This window comes from Ureibacillus sp. FSL K6-8385, from assembly GCF_038593155.1.
Taxonomy (GTDB): Bacteria; Bacillota; Bacilli; order Bacillales_A; family Planococcaceae; genus Ureibacillus; species Ureibacillus terrenus.
This window is the reverse complement of the sequence record NZ_CP151968.1, coordinates 265,742-281,719: the sequence shown is the minus strand read 5'-3', so window position 1 is coordinate 281,719 and position 15,978 is coordinate 265,742. Positions and strand designations below refer to the sequence as shown.

Below are 15,978 nucleotides of genomic sequence, written 5' to 3'. Positions count from 1 at the left end.
ATTCTATTAAAATTCACTTATTTGTGATATTTTTCTAAATATTGAAGCGTTGCAAGTCCCATCGTTTGGGCCGCAATCAGCATCGCCCTCTCATCAAAATTGAATCTCGGATGATGATGCGGATACGCCGTTTCCCAGTCCGGATGTTTTGCGCCGGTGATGAAAAAAGTGCCCGGCACCTTTTGTAAATAATAGGAAAAATCCTCCCCGATCATGAACGGCTCGCATTCCTTCACGGCCGCCACATCAGGCACCCGCTTTGCCGCATCCGCCAGAAAATCCGTTTCTTCCGGATGGTTGACAACCGGCGGGTATCCTCTTGTATAGGTAAATTCGTATGCGGCATTTGCCCCTTCGCAAACCGATTTCAGAAGGGCTTCCAACTCCCGTTCAATGCGGTTTCTTACATCCTCTTCGAATGTCCGCACCGTCCCCCTGATGACCGCTTTTTCCGCAATGACATTGTAGGCGGTTCCGGCTTCAAATTGTCCGACTGTAATGACGGCATGTTTTAGCGGGCTGATTCTCCGCGAAACGATGGTTTGCAGTTGGTTGACGTACTGCGCCCCAAGCACGACGGAATCCACCGCATGATGCGGTTCCGCCCCATGTCCCCCCGTTCCGTGAATCACGGCTTCGAACATGTCCGGTGCCGCCATAATGGCTCCTTTGCGGACATGGATTTCCCCCAACGGCGTCGGCGCCCATAAATGCGTTCCGAAAATCACATCCACCCCGTCCAGGCAGCCGTCTTCAATCATCGGTTTGGCGCCGCCCGGCAATACCTCTTCCGCAAATTGATGAATGAACACAATATTTCCGCTGATCGCTTCCCGCATTTGATGAAGGGCTTTCGCCAAAATTAAAAGGGTTGCCGTATGCCCGTCGTGTCCGCATGCATGCATGACACCATCCACTTTTGATTTGTAAGGGAGATCATTCTCTTCCTGGATTGGCAATGCATCAAAATCCGCCCTCAACGCGACCGTTTTTCCCGGTTTCGCTCCTCTCAATGTTGCGACTACTCCTCTTCCTCCAACCCCTTCCCGGACTTCCAGCCCCAGCTCCCGATGAAAGTTGGCAATAAATTTGGGCGTATGCACTTCCTGGAATGACAATTCAGGATTGGCATGCAAATATCTGCGGATGGACACCATTTCCTCATAATGCCGATCCAACAAAAGCGCCAAGCTTTCCATTGCTACAACCCCTTTCCAAAGTCGCGACAAATACTATTAGCTATATGTAATCGTATCATGAAACATCCCGTTGAATTGTGTCTAATTCTTGTGATTTGCGGCTTCCTTTCGGGATCTCCCCCAAAATTGAAAATGGGCGGCTGGAGAACCAAAATCGGCTTCCAACCGCCCTGCAATTGTTTTTATCAATAAACTTTGCCTTTTCCGGCTCCAATGGCAAGAAGTATCCATCCAACGACAAACAATACGCCGCCGATTGGAGTGATGGCGCCCAATGTGCGGATGCCGCTGACCGCCAACACATATAAGCTGCCGGAGAAGAAAAGGATTCCGAATGCCATGGCAAAAAATGCCCATTTCAAAGGGGCTGAATCCCCTAAAAGTTTCGGATGCATCAAAATTCCGACCAAAACGATTCCCGCGGAATGAAACATTTGGTATTGGACCGCCGTATCCCAAATCGATTCCCCGTAAGCATCCAATACACCTTTTAAAGCATGGGCGCCGAACGCCCCCAATGCAACTGACAAAGCTCCCAAAATCGCACCAGTAATTACAGAACCTTTCATCATCTTGAAACCCTCTTTTTCTTATATTTTATTAAAAATCAAAAATCGAATCCCCATTGGCATCTTCGTCTTCAATTTTAACCGGGGAGAGAAGGGGCTCTCCGCTGGCCGGCGGGAGTTCTTTCCGGACAGCCTGCGCCCGCTGTTTTTCATTCAGCACCACATCGCACATTGCCCGGATTCCGCTCAGCAACTCGCGGAATTCCCGGTCATCCTTTGCATTTTTCGCTTTTATCACGTATTCTTCCATTTCTTCAAGCAATCGTTGGTAGGTGATCATCTTCTCTCCCCCTTGCTTTTTTTCGGCTCAAACTTTAAACATTCCATCCCGGAAGATTGTTTGACTACGATGGACGGGATTTGCCCCGTTTTGAAATTGTAGGCAGTACACCCCCGTGGATGGCCAGGATCCCATGTCACTTTGAAATATTTGCACCGGAAACAGTTCACTTTCATGGCTTCCCGCCTTTACTTCAATGTACCAAATTTTGTGGGATGTGAAAAGTTTTATTGGTGTCGCCGGATTTGGGACGTTTTATTCCAGGCACCAATCAATCGGTTCTTTTCCCCAGGCGGCCAGTTGCGCGTTGATTTTCGAAAACGGGCGGCTTCCGAAAAATCCCCGGTGGGCGCTCAACGGGCTCGGATGCGGCGCCTGCAAAATGCAGTGATGGGAGCCGTTCCGTTCGATGATGGCGCGCTTTGTCTGGGCAGGTCTTCCCCATAATACAAAGACGATCGGGTCTTCCCGCTGCGCCAATTTTTCGATGACGGCATCGGTGAATTGCTCCCAGCCCATCCCCTGGTGGGAATTGGCCTGCCCCTGTCTCACCGTCAACACCGTGTTTAACAGGAACACTCCCTGCTTCGCCCATTTCATCAAATACCCGTCTTTCGGTATCGGGCAGCCTAAATCGTTGTGCAATTCGATAAAAATGTTTCGGAGGCTCGGAGGATGCGGCACTCCCGGTTTCACGGAAAAACACATGCCGTGCGCCTGTCCCGGACCATGGTAAGGATCCTGGCCCAAAATCACCACTTTCACATCTTTGTAAGGAACGGTGTAAAAGGCGCTCATGACTTCCTCTTTTGGCGGATAGACGATTTGAGTGCTGTATTCTTTCGCTATAAATTTTCTTAAATTTTGATAGTATGGTTTTTCAAACTCTTCCCGCAAAATTTCCTGCCAATCATTGTCGAACACTTTTTTCATTTCGATACACCTCATTTTCAACCTACTCCAATACGCCGGGAGAATCAATAGCGGTTTTCGATTTTATTCCTTTTCCAACCCCTTCATGCCGGGATGTCCGGCCCCTGCAGGTTGCAATGATTTCTTCTTTCTCCTATTATTTAAATTGTCAAAGAACGTGACATTATCAAAATATTTAATTCTGGCTATTTTTATATAGTCAGTTAAGCGATATAATGGAAATGGATCCAGACAAAACAGGAGATGAGGAAAGTGACATTGAAGAAAACGTTGACGATCGCCGGGTCGGATGCTTCCGGAGGCGCCGGAACCCACGCCGACTTAAAAACTTTCCAGGAATACGGCACTTACGGAATGCAGGCGTTGACATGCATCGCCACAATGGACCCGGAGCGCGGCTGGAAACACAGCGTCTATACTTTGCCGATTGAAGTATTGAAAGAGCAGCTGAAAACAGCCATTTCCACGGGAATTGACGCGGTCAAAACAGGAATGCTTCCAAATGAAGAAGTCATCCGGGTTGCGGCGGAAGGCATCGAAGCTTCCGGAACAGACAATGTTGTCATCGACCCGGTGATGGTTTGCAAAGGCGAAGATGAGGTATTGAATCCGGGAAATGTCGAAGCAATGATCCAATATTTGCTCCCTCTCGCTTTAGTAACGACTCCCAACCTGTTTGAAGCCGGTCAATTGGCCGGAATGAAAACGCCCAAAACCATTGATGAAATGAAACAGGCCGCAGAAAAAATCCATGCATTGGGCGCAAAAAATGTCGTGATCAAAGGAGGCCGCTCCCTTGCGACGGATAAAGCCCTCGATCTGTTTTTTGATGGAAACAAATTCTATGCATTGGAAACAGATCCGGTTGCAACGTCATACAACCACGGCGCAGGGTGCACTTTTGCGGCGAGCATCACGGCCAATTTGGCAAAAGGCCTTCCAGTCAAAGAAGCGATTGTCGCTTCGAAAGAATTCGTTTCAGCAGCAATCCAGCATGGCTGGCGGCTGAACCAATATGTCGGACCGGTCATGCACGGGGCGAAAAATGTGTACGGAGCCCCTGAAGTAACCATCCGCGAAATTGACTGATCAATCCTGATCATGGTTCCCCTTTTTATAGGAAATTTCAAGAAAAATTGCATGATTGATGGAAAATGCCCGTACAATAAAATGTACGGGCATTTCTCTTTTTCTGGGAATTTCTCATTCATGCGGCTTTTTCTTTTCATTGTGTGGAATTTTTTACTATACTAATGACATAAGTTCACGGGGAAAGGAGAATGGGTAATGAAGGAAGTTGATGTGCAAGACCTTCAAAAATGGATCGATTCCTTTGCAAATAAGGATGTATATATACACCTCGAAACGACGAACGGCTCGTACGCAACCCATTATAATGAACAATTTTTCAACGCCAGCGCTTTTATCCGCAACGCGAAAATCCGGTATGAATACGGCAAGGTGATCGACGACAATCCCCACCGTGTCGGATTGAAACTGGAAAACGGCTGGGTCTATGCGCAAGGAATCACCCATTATGAATTGGATGAACAAGGACGGCTCCTGATGGCAGGGTTAAACCCGGAAGGAAAATTGGCCGTTGCATTGGAAATCAGCGAAACGCCATTTAAGTAAGGGGGATGAAACATGACTGTCAAACCAGAGCGCCACGTTTTACTCGTCTTTCCTCATCCGGATGATGAATCTTTTTCATCCGCCGGCCTCGTCCGCATGTACCGCAACATGGGAGTTCCGGTTACATACGCTTGCCTCACTTTGGGAGAAATGGGACGGAATCTCGGGAATCCTCCTTTTGCGACGCGCGAATCTTTGCCGGAAATCCGCAGGAAAGAATTGCTGAAAGCCTGCGAAGCCATGGGCATAGAAGATCTTCGCATGATGGGATTCCGGGATAAAACGATCGAATTTGAAGATGATGAAAAAATGGTGAAGCTTGTACAGGATTTGATTGATGAATTGAACCCTTCCCTCATCATCACCTTCCTGCCGAATTACTGCGTCCACCCGGATCATGAAGCGACTGCCCGCGCCGTTGTGGAGGCGGTGCGCCGCATGCCGAAAAACGAGCGCCCCGTGGTGTACGGCGTCGGCTTTGCCACGAACACGGTCGCCGAAAAAGGGGAACCGGACGTCGTCATCGATATTACGGAAGTCAAAGAAGATAAATTGAAAGCGTTGCAGGCCCACGATTCCCAAACGGCATGGATGATCGAAGAAAACCAAAAACGGATTGACGAGGGCCAGCCGATGAGCGACAGCTGGTTCCATTACGAGAAGTTCTATACGATCCGCTTTGATGATGAAGAATAAAAAATAATAATTTTTTCTTTGGCAGTACAGACCATCCGACCGGTTTGTACTGCTTTTTTTTATGCAGGACGCCCGGGAGCATGCCGGTTAAGGGGCCCCCAATTTTCTGAAAAAAGAATAATTTTCCCTTTTTCCTCCGGCTTTTCATCAACATCCTTTGATGTTCCTCTGCAAAAACAACAAAAAATTCTCTGTCAAGAAAAAAATTTTTATTTTTTGCAATTATCAATTTTTTATCATTTCCTTTTGTTATATAACACCCTTGGACCAACTTGTTCCCCGCCGGTTATTATCCAACATTTTCATGTTGGAAATATATTATTCTACGTTATGTTTTGTTTTCTCTTTTTTATACAGATAAATTGTCAAAAATTCTTCAAGTAAAACGTTTCTGGCCGGATTCTCCCTCATAAAAACCCCCATCCAGCAACTGGTGCTGCAAAGATAGATTATTGATATGGAATTTTTTGAGAGTCCAAGACCGCCGAAAATTAATATTGAATTATAAGAATTTGTCCCCTAGAATAGTATCTTGTAAAAGGGATGGGGCAGAAATTTATTGAATAAAACAGAATAATTTTTCTTAAGGGGGAAATTGCATGACGAATGTAACTACAATGAGAAATGCTCAAGTAGCGAAACAAAAATCAGAAGTTTCTGTAAAATCGTCCAGAAATGATTCCATTAATTTCGATCAAATCTATGAAATGGAATCATTCAACAAGTTTGTAAGAAAGAAAAATGCCTTTTTATTCGGTACAACTGGTGTTTTCTTGTTCCTCTACATTTTATTGCCAATTCTTGCGTTCACACCTGTATTACAACAGAAATGGATCGGCAACATCACCGGTGTATGGGTATATTCGGCGGGGCTATTTGTCATGACTGTTGTGCTTTGCATGGTCTATACGAAAATGGCGCCGAAATTCGACCAAATGGCTTCAGAAGTATTGAGCGAATATGAACAAGGCGGTGCAAAATAATGGATTTGGTTACAGTAATATTCTTCCTGGGGATTGTAGGATTGACTTTGGTTGTAACATATATCGCCGCGAAACGGACTTCTTCCGCAAGCGATTTCTATACGGCGGGCGGAGGATTGAAAGGCTGGCAAAACGGGTTGGCCATTGCCGGCGACTATTTGTCCGCGGCGGCATTCCTGGGCGTATCCGGCGCCATTGCGTTGACGGGATTTGACGGATTCTTCTTCTCCGTCGGCTACGTTGTGGCAAACCTGGTGCTTCTTTACATTATCGCCGAACCGATGCGCAATCTCGGACGTTATACGCTGGCGGATATGTTGACTGCCCGTTTCAGCGAAAAGCGCGTCCGCGGAATTGCGGCCACTTCGACCATCACCATCGTGATTTTATACATGATTGCCCAGCTTGTCGGCGCGGGCGCCCTGATCAAATTATTGTTCGGCATCGATTATTGGTTGGCCGTGCTGATCGTCGGCGTCATGATGACGACTTATGTATTGTTCGGCGGCATGACGGCTACATCCTGGGTGCAAATCATCAAAGCTTGCCTGCTTTTATTTGGTACAACTTTGCTGGCGTTTTTAGTGCTTTGGAAATTCGACTTCAGCCTGATGAAAATGTTTGATACGATTTCAACACAGCATGGCGACCAGTATCTGGTTCCTGGAATGAAATATACATCCATGATCGACTCCGTTTCCATGATGATGGCGCTCGTTTTGGGCACATCCGGCTTGCCGCATATTTTGATGCGCTTCTTTACGGTAAAAGACGCCAAAACGGCCCGCACTTCCATTTCATGGACAACTTGGGTCACAGCCATTTTCTTCTCGTTGACGATCTTCCTTGGATTCGGTGCCATGCACTTTGTGGGAATCGATACAATCAAGGCGGAAAATGCTGCCGGCAATACCGCCGCTCCGCTTCTGGCAGAATTTTTGGGAGGCAACATTTTATTGTCCTTTATTGCGGCCGTGGCATTCGCGACGATTTTGGCGGTTGTTTCCGGCCTGGTGTTGACTGGCGCTTCTGCCATTTCCCATGATATTTACGGCGAAATTTTAAATGATGGCAAACTTTCGGAGAAGCAGCAAGTGCTCGCTGCCCGCATCGGCTCCATCTCGATTGCTGTGGTTTCCATCATTTTGGCGCTCTTTGCCCAAAGCCTGAACGTTTCTTTCCTTGTATCATTCGCTTTCTGTATCGGCGCATCCGCCAACTTGCCGGTGATTTTATACACAATTTACTGGAAACGATTCAATTCAAACGGTGTCATTGCCGCGATGGCGACAGGGCTTATTTCCTGCCTCGTATTGGGCGCTATGGGGCCGAATGTATGGAATCCGGTGGAAGGCGCGGCCATTTTCGTGGGCGAACCGCTTGTTCCGCTTTCCGTTCCGGCCATCATTACGATTCCTTTGGGCTTCATTGCCGGATATCTGGGAACCGTATTGACGGCGAAAAAATCTTCTGACGCGGAAGAGATCTATAAAGAAATCCGCGTAAAAGCCAACACAGGCGTAGCAGTTTCCGAAGTTTCCCATCATTAATAGCTCCTTAATGCACATCCCTTGAATACTGGGTTTATGATTCCCATTTCACATCCCAACACACCATTTTTTATCAAAAATGGTGTGTTTTTCTTTTTTATAACAATTCCCCCCGCAGAATTCAGTCAAATAAGAATAAAAAATATTCAAAAAGTAGAAAATTTCGAAATACTATTACTTTTCCCCCGCATATGGACATTTGTATAAATACCATTTATAGTGTATAAACATGCAGAAAAAATTTTACGAGGGGTTCATATGAATAAGAAATTTCATCCATTAATATGGTTTTTGTTTATTGGTCTTTCGGTGATCGGAATCTTTTTATTTATCGTTCCCGTCCAGTCTCCGGACGGGCTGAAAGTGCCTATTGCGCTTCTTGCCAATTGGCTTTCGTCCAATATCGTCTCTTTCATCCATTGGTTTGCCTACATCGTATTTATCATTTCCGCAATCGGCTCCATTGTGATGCATTTTGTGCCTCAGAGCGGAAAAGTGACGGTTTTCGACGTGTTGTTCCGCACCCATCTGTTCTGGACGATCATGCGGGTGCTTGCGGTCATTTTCGCGACATTGTATTTGTTCCAAATCGGTCCGGAAGCGTTCACGAGCGAAAATACGACCGGCTTATTGCTCAATCCGGATGGCGGTCTGGTGACGATGCTTTTTGCTTTGTTCTTCTTTGCCGGATTGCTGTTGCCGCTGTTGACGGACTTCGGGCTTTTGGAGTTTTTCGGTTCCATGATGGTGAAGATCATGCGCCCGATTTTCAAAATTCCCGGACGGGCCGCCATTGACTGCCTGGCTTCCTGGGTCGGCGACGGTACAATCGGCGTGCTTTTGACGAGCAGACAATATGAAGAAGGAAATTATACCGCGAGGGAAGCCGCCGCCATAGCGACGACCTTTTCCGTTGTTTCCATCACTTTCTGTTTCGTGATTATCGAAACGGTGGACCTTGGCCAATATTTCTTGCCGTTTTACGGAACGGTCATTTTGACCGGTTTCATATTGGCGGTGATCATGCCGAGAATCTACCCTCTCCGCAACAAGCCGGATACATTTTTTGACGGATCCTCCCCCGAAAAGCATCGCGAAGATGTGCCGGAAGGATTTAATCCGTTTACCTTCGGGCTGCAAAATGCCTTAATGAAAGCCGAAAGCAACAAAAATTTGTTAAGGGTGGCCCAGGGCGGATTGAAAAATGTATTGGAAATGTGGATAGGCATTACCCCTGTCATCGTGGCATTCGGCACCATCGCCCTGATTCTCGCCGAATATACGAGCTTCTTTAAAATTCTGGGCATGCCGTTCGAACCGATATTGCAGCTGCTCCAAATCCCTTATGCGGGAGAGGCGGCCCAAACGATGATCATCGGCTTTGCGGACATGCTGCTCCCTTCCATTTTGGGGGCGGACATCGAATCGGAATTGACCCGCTTCTTTATCGCAACGGTTTCCGTAACCCAGTTGATTTACATGTCCGAAGTCGGCGGATTGATTTTGGGCACGAAGCTTCCATTGAAATTGTGGGATTTGTTTGTCATCTTCTTGATCCGCACCATCATTTCGATACCGATTGTGGCGCTCATCTCCCACTTGATTTTCTGACGCAAAAAATGCGGTTGGGGAACCGGACTGCGTGGCGGTCCGGTTTTCTTTTCCGCTCTTTTTTTTTGATTTTTTTGGACCGGGCTGCGGTACGGCCGGCTTATTTTTTTCAATGATAGCGCTTTAACGCTTTGCCGGCATAATTTTTCATTTTTTCATGGATAATTCCTTGATTTTTTTAGGGCGTGTCTTTAGACTATTCTGTATATTATTTATATTTCAAAAGGTTTTTTTCTGAATATTCCATACATACTTGGAAGTATTGTGAAAAGTGCCGGTTAATTTCGAAAAATAATGAATCTTATGTTAAAATATATAAATGCTGAATCTTTATGGAGGTTACAATTGAAATGGAAGTTGCGGATAAAAGTTTTACAGTCGAAAACATCATCAGAGCCCAACATCAATTGAAAGACGTCGTGATTCATACGCCTTTGCAAAAGAATGAATACTTGTCAGAAAAGTACGGAGCGAACATTTATTTAAAGCGCGAAGATCTCCAATCCGTGCGCTCCTTCAAGTTGCGGGGCGCCTATTATAAAATAAAGAAAATCGAAGACGAAGCCCGCGAAAGAGGCGTCGTGTGCGCCAGCGCCGGCAACCATGCCCAGGGCGTGGCCTATTCCTGCTCCCATTTAAAAATCAAAGGGACTATTTTTATGCCGCTTACCACACCAAAACAAAAAATCGACCAGGTGCGCATGTTCGGCCGCGATTATGTGGAAATCGTGCTCGCCGGCGATACATTTGATGATTCGGCCAATGCGGCGATGGAATATTGCAACGAACATAACATGATCTTCATCCATCCTTTCGAAGATTACGATATTATCGCCGGACAAGGCACTGTGGGCGTCGAGATTTTGAACGACATCGACGAGCCCCTGGACTTTGTATTCGGCGGAATCGGCGGCGGAGGTTTGATGAGCGGAGTGGCCGCCTATATCAAAAACATTTCACCGACGACAAAAGTCATCGGCGTCGAACCGGAAGGCGCCCCAAGCATGAAAGCGGCCTTTGAAAACGGCGGCCCGATCACCCTTGAAAAGATCGACAAGTTCTGCGACGGTACAGCCGTTCAATGCGTCGGCCAAAAAACGTACGAAATTTGCCGCAAGTATTTGGATGACATTATTACCGTGCCGGAAGGAAAAGTATGTACGACAATCCTTGATTTGTATAACAAGCATGCCATCATCGCCGAACCATCCGGCGCGTTGCCGGTGTCAGCCCTTGATTTGTATGCCGATCAGCTGAAAGGAAAAACGGCGGTGGCCATCATCACCGGCGGCAACAACGACATCAGCCGCATGCAGGAAATCAAGGAAAAATCTTTATTATATGAAGGATTGCTTTATTACTTCATCGTCAACTTCCCTCAACGGGCAGGAGCGCTTCGCCAGTTCCTGACAGTGGTGCTTGGCCCTACCGATGACATCATCCGTTTCGAATACACGAAGAAAAACAACAAAGAGGAAGGTCCGGCCTTGGTCGGCATCGAAGTCAGCAAACCGGAAGACTATAATGGCATCATCGAACGCATGCGCATGAACGGCTTCGAGTTCAAAGAAGTGAACAAAGACAGCACATTGTTTGGATTGTTGATTTAAAAAACCCCCGGGTCTTTCGTGCCCGGGGTCTTCTTTTGCCGGTTATGCACGGATTGCAATGCTTTATGTGCGGATTGGGACGTTTTATGTCCGGTTTCGCAGCTTATGTGCGAATTTCATTCAATAAGGGATTTTCGCAGTATCGAAAATTAAATTTTGCCCTCATAATAAAAAAAGCAAAAACCATTGAAAGGTTTTTGCTTTTTTACTTGCCTGCACCATGAAAAAAGCGGATGCCCGGCAAGTTCGGATACCCGCTCTCCCAAAGGCGATTTATGATGGAACCGCCACATCGTACAGTCCGATATTTAAACTCGTCTCCATTCAGCCCAACAACGTTCGGTCAGTGGCCATTTTTTCGCCGCGGATGCGTTCAAATTCCGCCATCAGGTCAGGGATGGTCAGATTCGGTTTCTGGTCTTCGTTCACTTCCAAAATGATCTGTCCTTTGTCCATCATGATCAACCGGTTTCCCAAATCGATGGCCTGCTGCATATTGTGGGTTACCATCAGCGTCGTAAGTTGGTTTTCTTCGACCAATTGCTTTGTCAAATTCGTAATCAATTCGGCCCGGGATGGGTCAAGCGCCGCCGTATGTTCGTCCAGCAACAGAATCGACGGTTTCGTAAAAGTCGCCATCAACAGGGACAACGCCTGCCTTTCCCCTCCGGACAACAATCCGACTTTGGCGTTCAGACGGTTTTCCAAATTCAAATGCAATTTTTCCAGAGCCGTGCGGAAGAAATCCCGGCGTTCCCGGTTCACTCCCAACCGCAGCGTGCGGCTGGAATTCCGGGCATAGGCAATCGCGAGGTTCTCTTCAATCGTCATCGATGGAGCCGTGCCTGCCATCGGATCCTGGAAGACCCGCCCGATGTAGCGCGAACGTTTATATTCAGGCAAATTCGTCACATCTTTTCCATCGATCCATACTTTCCCGACATCCGGAGTTAACACACCGGAAATCATGTTCATCATCGTCGATTTCCCTGCACCGTTGCTCCCGATGACCGTCACGAAATCCCCCGGTTTGAGGTGCAGATTGATATGATTTAACGCCACTTTTTCATCCGGCGTTCCTTCATTGAAGATTTTCGTAATTCCTTCTAGCTTGAGCACAATGTCCGCCCTCCCTTCTTGCTGCCTTTATACTCTGGCTTGAAGGCGCTTTGCTTTGCGCTTCTTCTGTTTTTGTTTCTCGATGGCCTGCGGAACAATCAACGCCAAGATGACGATGACGGCCGTAATCAGCTTCATGTCGCTTGCGTCAAGGAATGGCACGCGGAGTGCAATCGCCAATACAATGCGGTAAATCATCGCACCGACAATGACGGCCAACGTTGTGCGCATGATGGATTTCGTGCCGAAAATCGCTTCCCCAATAATGACAGAGGCAAGCCCTACCGTGATCATCCCGATCCCCATTGTGGCATCGGAATATTTGGAATATTGGGCGATTAACGCGCCGGAAAACGCCACAAGCGCATTGGATAGGCCCACTCCCAAAATGATCAGGTTGTCGGTATTGGCCGAAAAGCTGCGGATCATCCGTTTATTGTCCCCTGTTGCGCGGATGGCGAGCCCGATTTCCGTTTTGAGGAACCAATCGACGATCAACTTGATCACAAGCGTCACAACGATCATCATAAAAAGATTTCCCCAAGTTTGCGGAAGGGTTTGGGCGCCAAGACCCGCCACAATATTATTGATAAATGAATCAATCCCTAATGGTTCCCAAATTTTTGCAAATTTCGCGAAGATGGTTTCACTATTCAGGAGGGGAACGTTCGGAAGGCTCGTTGCGTTCTCAGTCGAGAGGCCCATGATTCGCAGGTTGACGGAATAGAGGCCAATCATCATGATGATTCCGGCAAGGAGCGGGTTGATGTTCCCTTTGGTATGTAATATGCCTGTAATACATCCTGCAATAAACCCTGCAAGCAGGGCGACAAGCGAAGCAACAATCGGGTGATATCCCAGGACAATCATCGTCGCCGCCGTGGCCGCACCCGTTACAAAGCTACCATCTACCGTCAAGTCTGGAAAATCTAACACTCGGAATGTCAGATACACTCCGAGTGCCATAATTGCGTAGATGATTCCTTGCTCAACTGCCCCGAACATTGCTGTAAACATACTGAATCATCTCTCCTAACATGCTCGAATTCATTATTTTTCCGTTTCTACCAATTCCGCTTTCCAGTCATCTTTGATTTCGATGCCCAGTTTTTCCGCAGTGTCTTTGTTCACAACCAATTTCAATGTTGCCGGATATTCTGCAGGGATTTCCGCAGGAGTCGCTTCGCCTCTTAAGATTTTTGCGGCCATTTTTCCAGCCTGGTAACCGATGTCATAATATTCGAAACCGAACGCCAACAATCCGCCGCGTTTTACAGAGTCGAATTCGCCCACTACAAGAGGCAATTTGTTGACTTCCGCCACTTGAACGATGGATTCAAGGGCTGATACCACCGTGTTGTCCGTAATGATATAGAACGCATCCACTTTGCCGATCAATGATTCCGCCGCCTGCTTAATTTCCGAGCTTTGGGCTACCGTCGCAGTTTCCACTTTCATTCCCAAAGAATCAGCAATTTCTTTCACCTGGTTCACTTGCGCCACGGAGTTTTGTTCCCCGGCGTTATAAACCATACCGATTTTTTCAATGTTCAATTCGTTTTTCATGAATTCGACAGTCGTTTTGATGGCATCCGGATGCAAGTCGATCGTACCTGTCACGTTTCCTCCAGGAGATTCAATGGAATCGATCAATTGCGCTTTCACCGGATCCGTCACGGATGTGAAAACGATTGGAATATCGCTTGTTACGTTTTTCGCAGCTTGCGCGGATGGTGTGGAGTTCGCGAAAATCAAATCCACTCCCGCACTTGCGAGGTTCTGAGCGATTTGCGTATTTAAGCTGTTATCGTTCTGCGCGATTTGATAGTCGTATTTCACTTTCAATCCTTCATCTTTCAACGCGTCCTGGAATCCTTTGTATGCCGCGTTCAAAGACGGGTGTTCGACGATCTGTGTTACCCCGATTTTATATGTTTTTGTCTCTTCCCCATCTTTTTTGTCTTTTGATTCGGATGTATTGTCATTACCGCCGCCGCAAGCAGCCAAAATCAAAATTAAACCGATCAGTAAAAATGATAGTTTTTTCATACTACTTTTCATATAATCCCCCCACTGTTTGCATTAAAATTCTGATGATTTCAATAAAAAAACTTTTCGCTTTATTCTGATAAAGCTAGAGTTTAACGTTATATTACATTTTCGACAAAAAACAGTCAATAACATTAGAAATGTTCTGAATTTATAAATATTCATTTTATTAAATCAATTATAATAATTTATTGCTTTAAACCGCTAAATTACATTAATTTTATGCAATAAATTATTATCCAAAAATAACGAATATTTTGTGAGGAATTTGTGAAATTTGATATTTATAAAAAAAATCTACAATTATATTAGTTAAAATATTCCAAGAGCCAATTTGATACTTTCCTTCTATTGTGATATTATGAATTTTTGTGTGTCCATCACACCGTGGTTCGCGAAATCCCACGATAAAAAACTAAGGAGTGACTTATTTTATATGAAACCGAAATTTTTGGCCGTTACGGCAATTATTGCGGCCCTTTATATCGCTGTAACCTATACCCTGTCCTTTTTAAGCTATGGGGAAATCCAATTTCGCATCGCCGAAATTTTCAATCATCTGGTAGCCTTCAATCCCCGCTATATGTTGGCGGTTGTTTCGGGAGTATTCATCGCCAATCTGTTTTCGCCGCTTGGCTGGTTCGATTTGGTGTTTGGCGTATCGCATTCCGTCATCTGCTTGACCATTCTGATCATCGTCGGCAAATATGTGAAAAATGTGATATACCGCATGTTGATCAATTCATTCGTCTTTACGTTCATGATGTGGATCATTGCCTTGGAGTTAAAGTTGGCGCTGGAACTTCCATTCTGGCTTTCCTGGCTCACAACGGCCATCGGGGAAACGGTTGTTCTCTTCGTCGGCATCCCGATTATGAAGCTGTTGGACAAGCGGCTGGATTTCAAGAATTTAATCGGCCGGTAAACAGCGGATTCGAAAGAGCGAATGCAGGCCATTCGCTCTTTTTTTGATGGATGGACGGCAGGGGGCTTCTTCCGCAGGATTGCGCCTGGCGGATGGAGGGCCGGTTTGGGCAGATAACACCTGGCCTTGGGCGGATAATTCCTCAGATTGAGCAGTTACCCCCTGCCTCGGGCGATTACCTCTCTCACTTGGGCAGATAGCTCCCTCGCTTGGGCACTTAACCCTCGGTCTCGGGCGGATCACACCTCGGCTTGGGCACATAACTCCCTCGCTTGGGCAGATAGCCCCTTCACTTGGGCAGTTATCTCCTGGCCTCGGGCGGATCACACCTCGGCTTGGGCACATAGCCCCCTCGCTTGGGCACTTAATCCCCTGGCTCGGGCGATTACCTCTCTCACTTGGGCAGATAGTTCCCTCGCTTGGGCAGTTATCTCCTGACCTCGGGCGGATAATTCATCAGCTTTGGCACATAACCCCCATATCGGGGCACTTAACCCCCACACTCGGGCACTTGAACCCTCCTCTAACGCATTTAATCCCCATTCTCGCGCACTTATGCTCCCAACCAAAGCACATACCCCCCATACTCGTACTCCTAACCCATCTTCTGCATATCCCGTCCCCAATTCCCTTCCCGCACCGCCGCTTTCCCTGCTATCCGACAACATCTCGAATGTAAGCTTTTTGGGACGGTTTTGGGATATTGGGACGGAAAACACGCTATCCGACAACATCTCGAATGTAAGCCCTTTTTTACTGTCTTCCCCCTTTTTCATTTCGAATTGCTCGAAAATTATTGACATTCGTACAATTTCTGAA

General features: G+C 46.7%; 17 protein-coding genes and 1 riboswitch. Of the genes, 8 read left to right on the top strand and 9 right to left on the bottom strand.

Translation table 11 applies throughout. The features are described from left to right. Positions 1-17 precede the first annotated feature (17 nt). From NST62_RS01390 to NST62_RS01370, 5 genes are all read right to left on the bottom strand, one after another. Positions 18-1,199: a M20 family metallopeptidase gene (locus tag NST62_RS01390; RefSeq protein WP_342463052.1), complete on the bottom strand. Its 1,182-nt coding sequence runs from the start codon at positions 1,197-1,199 to the stop codon at positions 18-20. Between the two features lie 185 nt (positions 1,200-1,384). Continuing rightward, the gene (locus tag NST62_RS01385) at positions 1,385-1,768 is read right to left on the bottom strand and encodes a DUF423 domain-containing protein (RefSeq protein WP_141602237.1); all 384 of its coding nucleotides are present in this window, start codon (positions 1,766-1,768) and stop codon (positions 1,385-1,387) included. 31 nt (positions 1,769-1,799) lie between these two features. Beyond that, entirely contained in the window at positions 1,800-2,048 is a 249-nt protein-coding gene (locus NST62_RS01380; protein WP_141602134.1) for a YwdI family protein, read from the bottom strand. After that, complete coding sequence (locus NST62_RS01375; RefSeq protein ID WP_141602133.1) at positions 2,045-2,224, bottom strand: uracil-DNA glycosylase; 180 nt, start codon at positions 2,222-2,224, stop codon at positions 2,045-2,047. The genes NST62_RS01380 and NST62_RS01375 overlap by 4 nt, the downstream gene beginning before the upstream one ends. A 79-nt stretch (positions 2,225-2,303) precedes the next feature. After that, a complete protein-coding gene (locus tag NST62_RS01370) occupies positions 2,304-2,981 on the bottom strand; it encodes a uracil-DNA glycosylase (RefSeq protein WP_342463051.1) in 678 nt (225 codons plus the stop codon). Between the two features lie 252 nt (positions 2,982-3,233). Between NST62_RS01370 and thiD the strand changes: the two genes are divergently transcribed. From thiD to ilvA, 7 genes are all read left to right on the top strand, one after another. Further along, the gene (thiD, locus tag NST62_RS01365) at positions 3,234-4,070 is read left to right on the top strand and encodes a bifunctional hydroxymethylpyrimidine kinase/phosphomethylpyrimidine kinase (RefSeq protein WP_141602132.1); all 837 of its coding nucleotides are present in this window, start codon (positions 3,234-3,236) and stop codon (positions 4,068-4,070) included. 198 nt (positions 4,071-4,268) lie between these two features. Further along, the gene (locus tag NST62_RS01360; RefSeq protein ID WP_141602131.1) at positions 4,269-4,616 is read left to right on the top strand and encodes a YojF family protein; all 348 of its coding nucleotides are present in this window, start codon (positions 4,269-4,271) and stop codon (positions 4,614-4,616) included. Positions 4,617-4,628: 12 nt separating this feature from the next. Continuing rightward, positions 4,629-5,312 carry a bacillithiol biosynthesis deacetylase BshB2 gene (bshB2, locus tag NST62_RS01355; protein ID WP_141602130.1) on the top strand — a complete coding sequence of 228 codons (684 nt, stop codon included), beginning with the start codon at positions 4,629-4,631 and terminating at the stop codon, positions 5,310-5,312. Positions 5,313-5,911: 599 nt separating this feature from the next. Beyond that, entirely contained in the window at positions 5,912-6,295 is a 384-nt protein-coding gene (locus tag NST62_RS01350; RefSeq protein ID WP_141602129.1) for a DUF485 domain-containing protein, read from the top strand. Then, positions 6,295-7,845, top strand: a complete 1,551-nt coding sequence (locus NST62_RS01345; protein ID WP_141602128.1) for a cation acetate symporter — start codon at positions 6,295-6,297, stop codon at positions 7,843-7,845. The genes NST62_RS01350 and NST62_RS01345 overlap by 1 nt, the downstream gene beginning before the upstream one ends. 258 nt (positions 7,846-8,103) lie before the next feature. After that, entirely contained in the window at positions 8,104-9,456 is a 1,353-nt protein-coding gene (locus NST62_RS01340) for a YjiH family protein (RefSeq protein ID WP_141602127.1), read from the top strand. Positions 9,457-9,806: 350 nt separating this feature from the next. Beyond that, positions 9,807-11,066 (top strand): threonine ammonia-lyase IlvA, encoded by a 1,260-nt coding sequence (gene ilvA / locus NST62_RS01335; RefSeq protein WP_141602126.1) that lies wholly within the window; start codon positions 9,807-9,809, stop codon positions 11,064-11,066. Between the two features lie 324 nt (positions 11,067-11,390). On the opposite strand, the gene NST62_RS01330 is transcribed toward ilvA, so the two are convergent. From NST62_RS01330 to NST62_RS01320, 3 genes are read right to left on the bottom strand one after another with little or no spacing between them, the layout of a single operon-like run. Continuing rightward, a complete protein-coding gene (locus tag NST62_RS01330) occupies positions 11,391-12,185 on the bottom strand; it encodes an ABC transporter ATP-binding protein (RefSeq protein ID WP_141602125.1) in 795 nt (264 codons plus the stop codon). 27 nt (positions 12,186-12,212) lie between these two features. Next, on the bottom strand, positions 12,213-13,202 hold the full coding sequence (locus tag NST62_RS01325; RefSeq protein WP_141602124.1) for an ABC transporter permease: 990 nt from the start codon (positions 13,200-13,202) through the stop codon (positions 12,213-12,215). 33 nt (positions 13,203-13,235) lie between these two features. Continuing rightward, the gene (locus tag NST62_RS01320) at positions 13,236-14,246 is read right to left on the bottom strand and encodes an ABC transporter substrate-binding protein (RefSeq protein ID WP_141602123.1); all 1,011 of its coding nucleotides are present in this window, start codon (positions 14,244-14,246) and stop codon (positions 13,236-13,238) included. Positions 14,247-14,615: 369 nt separating this feature from the next. Further along, positions 14,616-14,659: riboswitch (PreQ1 riboswitch) on the top strand. Positions 14,660-14,670: 11 nt separating this feature from the next. On the opposite strand from NST62_RS01320, the gene NST62_RS01315 reads away from it, so the two are divergent. Next, positions 14,671-15,159 (top strand): QueT transporter family protein, encoded by a 489-nt coding sequence (locus tag NST62_RS01315; RefSeq protein ID WP_328219790.1) that lies wholly within the window; start codon positions 14,671-14,673, stop codon positions 15,157-15,159. Positions 15,160-15,482: 323 nt separating this feature from the next. Here NST62_RS01315 and NST62_RS01310 read toward each other — a convergent pair whose 3' ends face one another. Beyond that, positions 15,483-15,962, bottom strand: coding sequence for a hypothetical protein (locus tag NST62_RS01310; RefSeq protein WP_328219789.1), 480 nt, complete (start codon positions 15,960-15,962; stop codon positions 15,483-15,485). Positions 15,963-15,978 lie beyond the last annotated feature (16 nt).

Bases quoted from the DNA above. Each gene is read 5' to 3' on its own strand.
- NST62_RS01390 (WP_342463052.1), bottom strand. From the start codon at position 1,199: ATGGAAAGCTTGGCGCTTTTGTTGGATCGGCATTATGAGGAAATGGTG.
- NST62_RS01385 (WP_141602237.1), bottom strand. From the start codon at position 1,768: ATGAAAGGTTCTGTAATTACTGGTGCGATTTTGGGAGCTTTGTCAGTT.
- NST62_RS01380 (WP_141602134.1), bottom strand. From the start codon at position 2,048: ATGATCACCTACCAACGATTGCTTGAAGAAATGGAAGAATACGTGATA.
- NST62_RS01375 (WP_141602133.1), bottom strand. From the start codon at position 2,224: ATGAAAGTGAACTGTTTCCGGTGCAAATATTTCAAAGTGACATGGGAT.
- NST62_RS01370 (WP_342463051.1), bottom strand. From the start codon at position 2,981: ATGAAAAAAGTGTTCGACAATGATTGGCAGGAAATTTTGCGGGAAGAG.
- NST62_RS01360 (WP_141602131.1), top strand. From the start codon at position 4,269: ATGAAGGAAGTTGATGTGCAAGACCTTCAAAAATGGATCGATTCCTTT.
- bshB2 (WP_141602130.1), top strand. From the start codon at position 4,629: ATGACTGTCAAACCAGAGCGCCACGTTTTACTCGTCTTTCCTCATCCG.
- NST62_RS01350 (WP_141602129.1), top strand. From the start codon at position 5,912: ATGACGAATGTAACTACAATGAGAAATGCTCAAGTAGCGAAACAAAAA.
- NST62_RS01345 (WP_141602128.1), top strand. From the start codon at position 6,295: ATGGATTTGGTTACAGTAATATTCTTCCTGGGGATTGTAGGATTGACT.
- NST62_RS01340 (WP_141602127.1), top strand. From the start codon at position 8,104: ATGAATAAGAAATTTCATCCATTAATATGGTTTTTGTTTATTGGTCTT.
- ilvA (WP_141602126.1), top strand. From the start codon at position 9,807: ATGGAAGTTGCGGATAAAAGTTTTACAGTCGAAAACATCATCAGAGCC.
- NST62_RS01325 (WP_141602124.1), bottom strand. From the start codon at position 13,202: ATGTTTACAGCAATGTTCGGGGCAGTTGAGCAAGGAATCATCTACGCA.
- NST62_RS01320 (WP_141602123.1), bottom strand. From the start codon at position 14,246: ATGAAAAGTAGTATGAAAAAACTATCATTTTTACTGATCGGTTTAATT.
- NST62_RS01315 (WP_328219790.1), top strand. From the start codon at position 14,671: ATGAAACCGAAATTTTTGGCCGTTACGGCAATTATTGCGGCCCTTTAT.
- NST62_RS01310 (WP_328219789.1), bottom strand. From the start codon at position 15,962: ATGTCAATAATTTTCGAGCAATTCGAAATGAAAAAGGGGGAAGACAGT.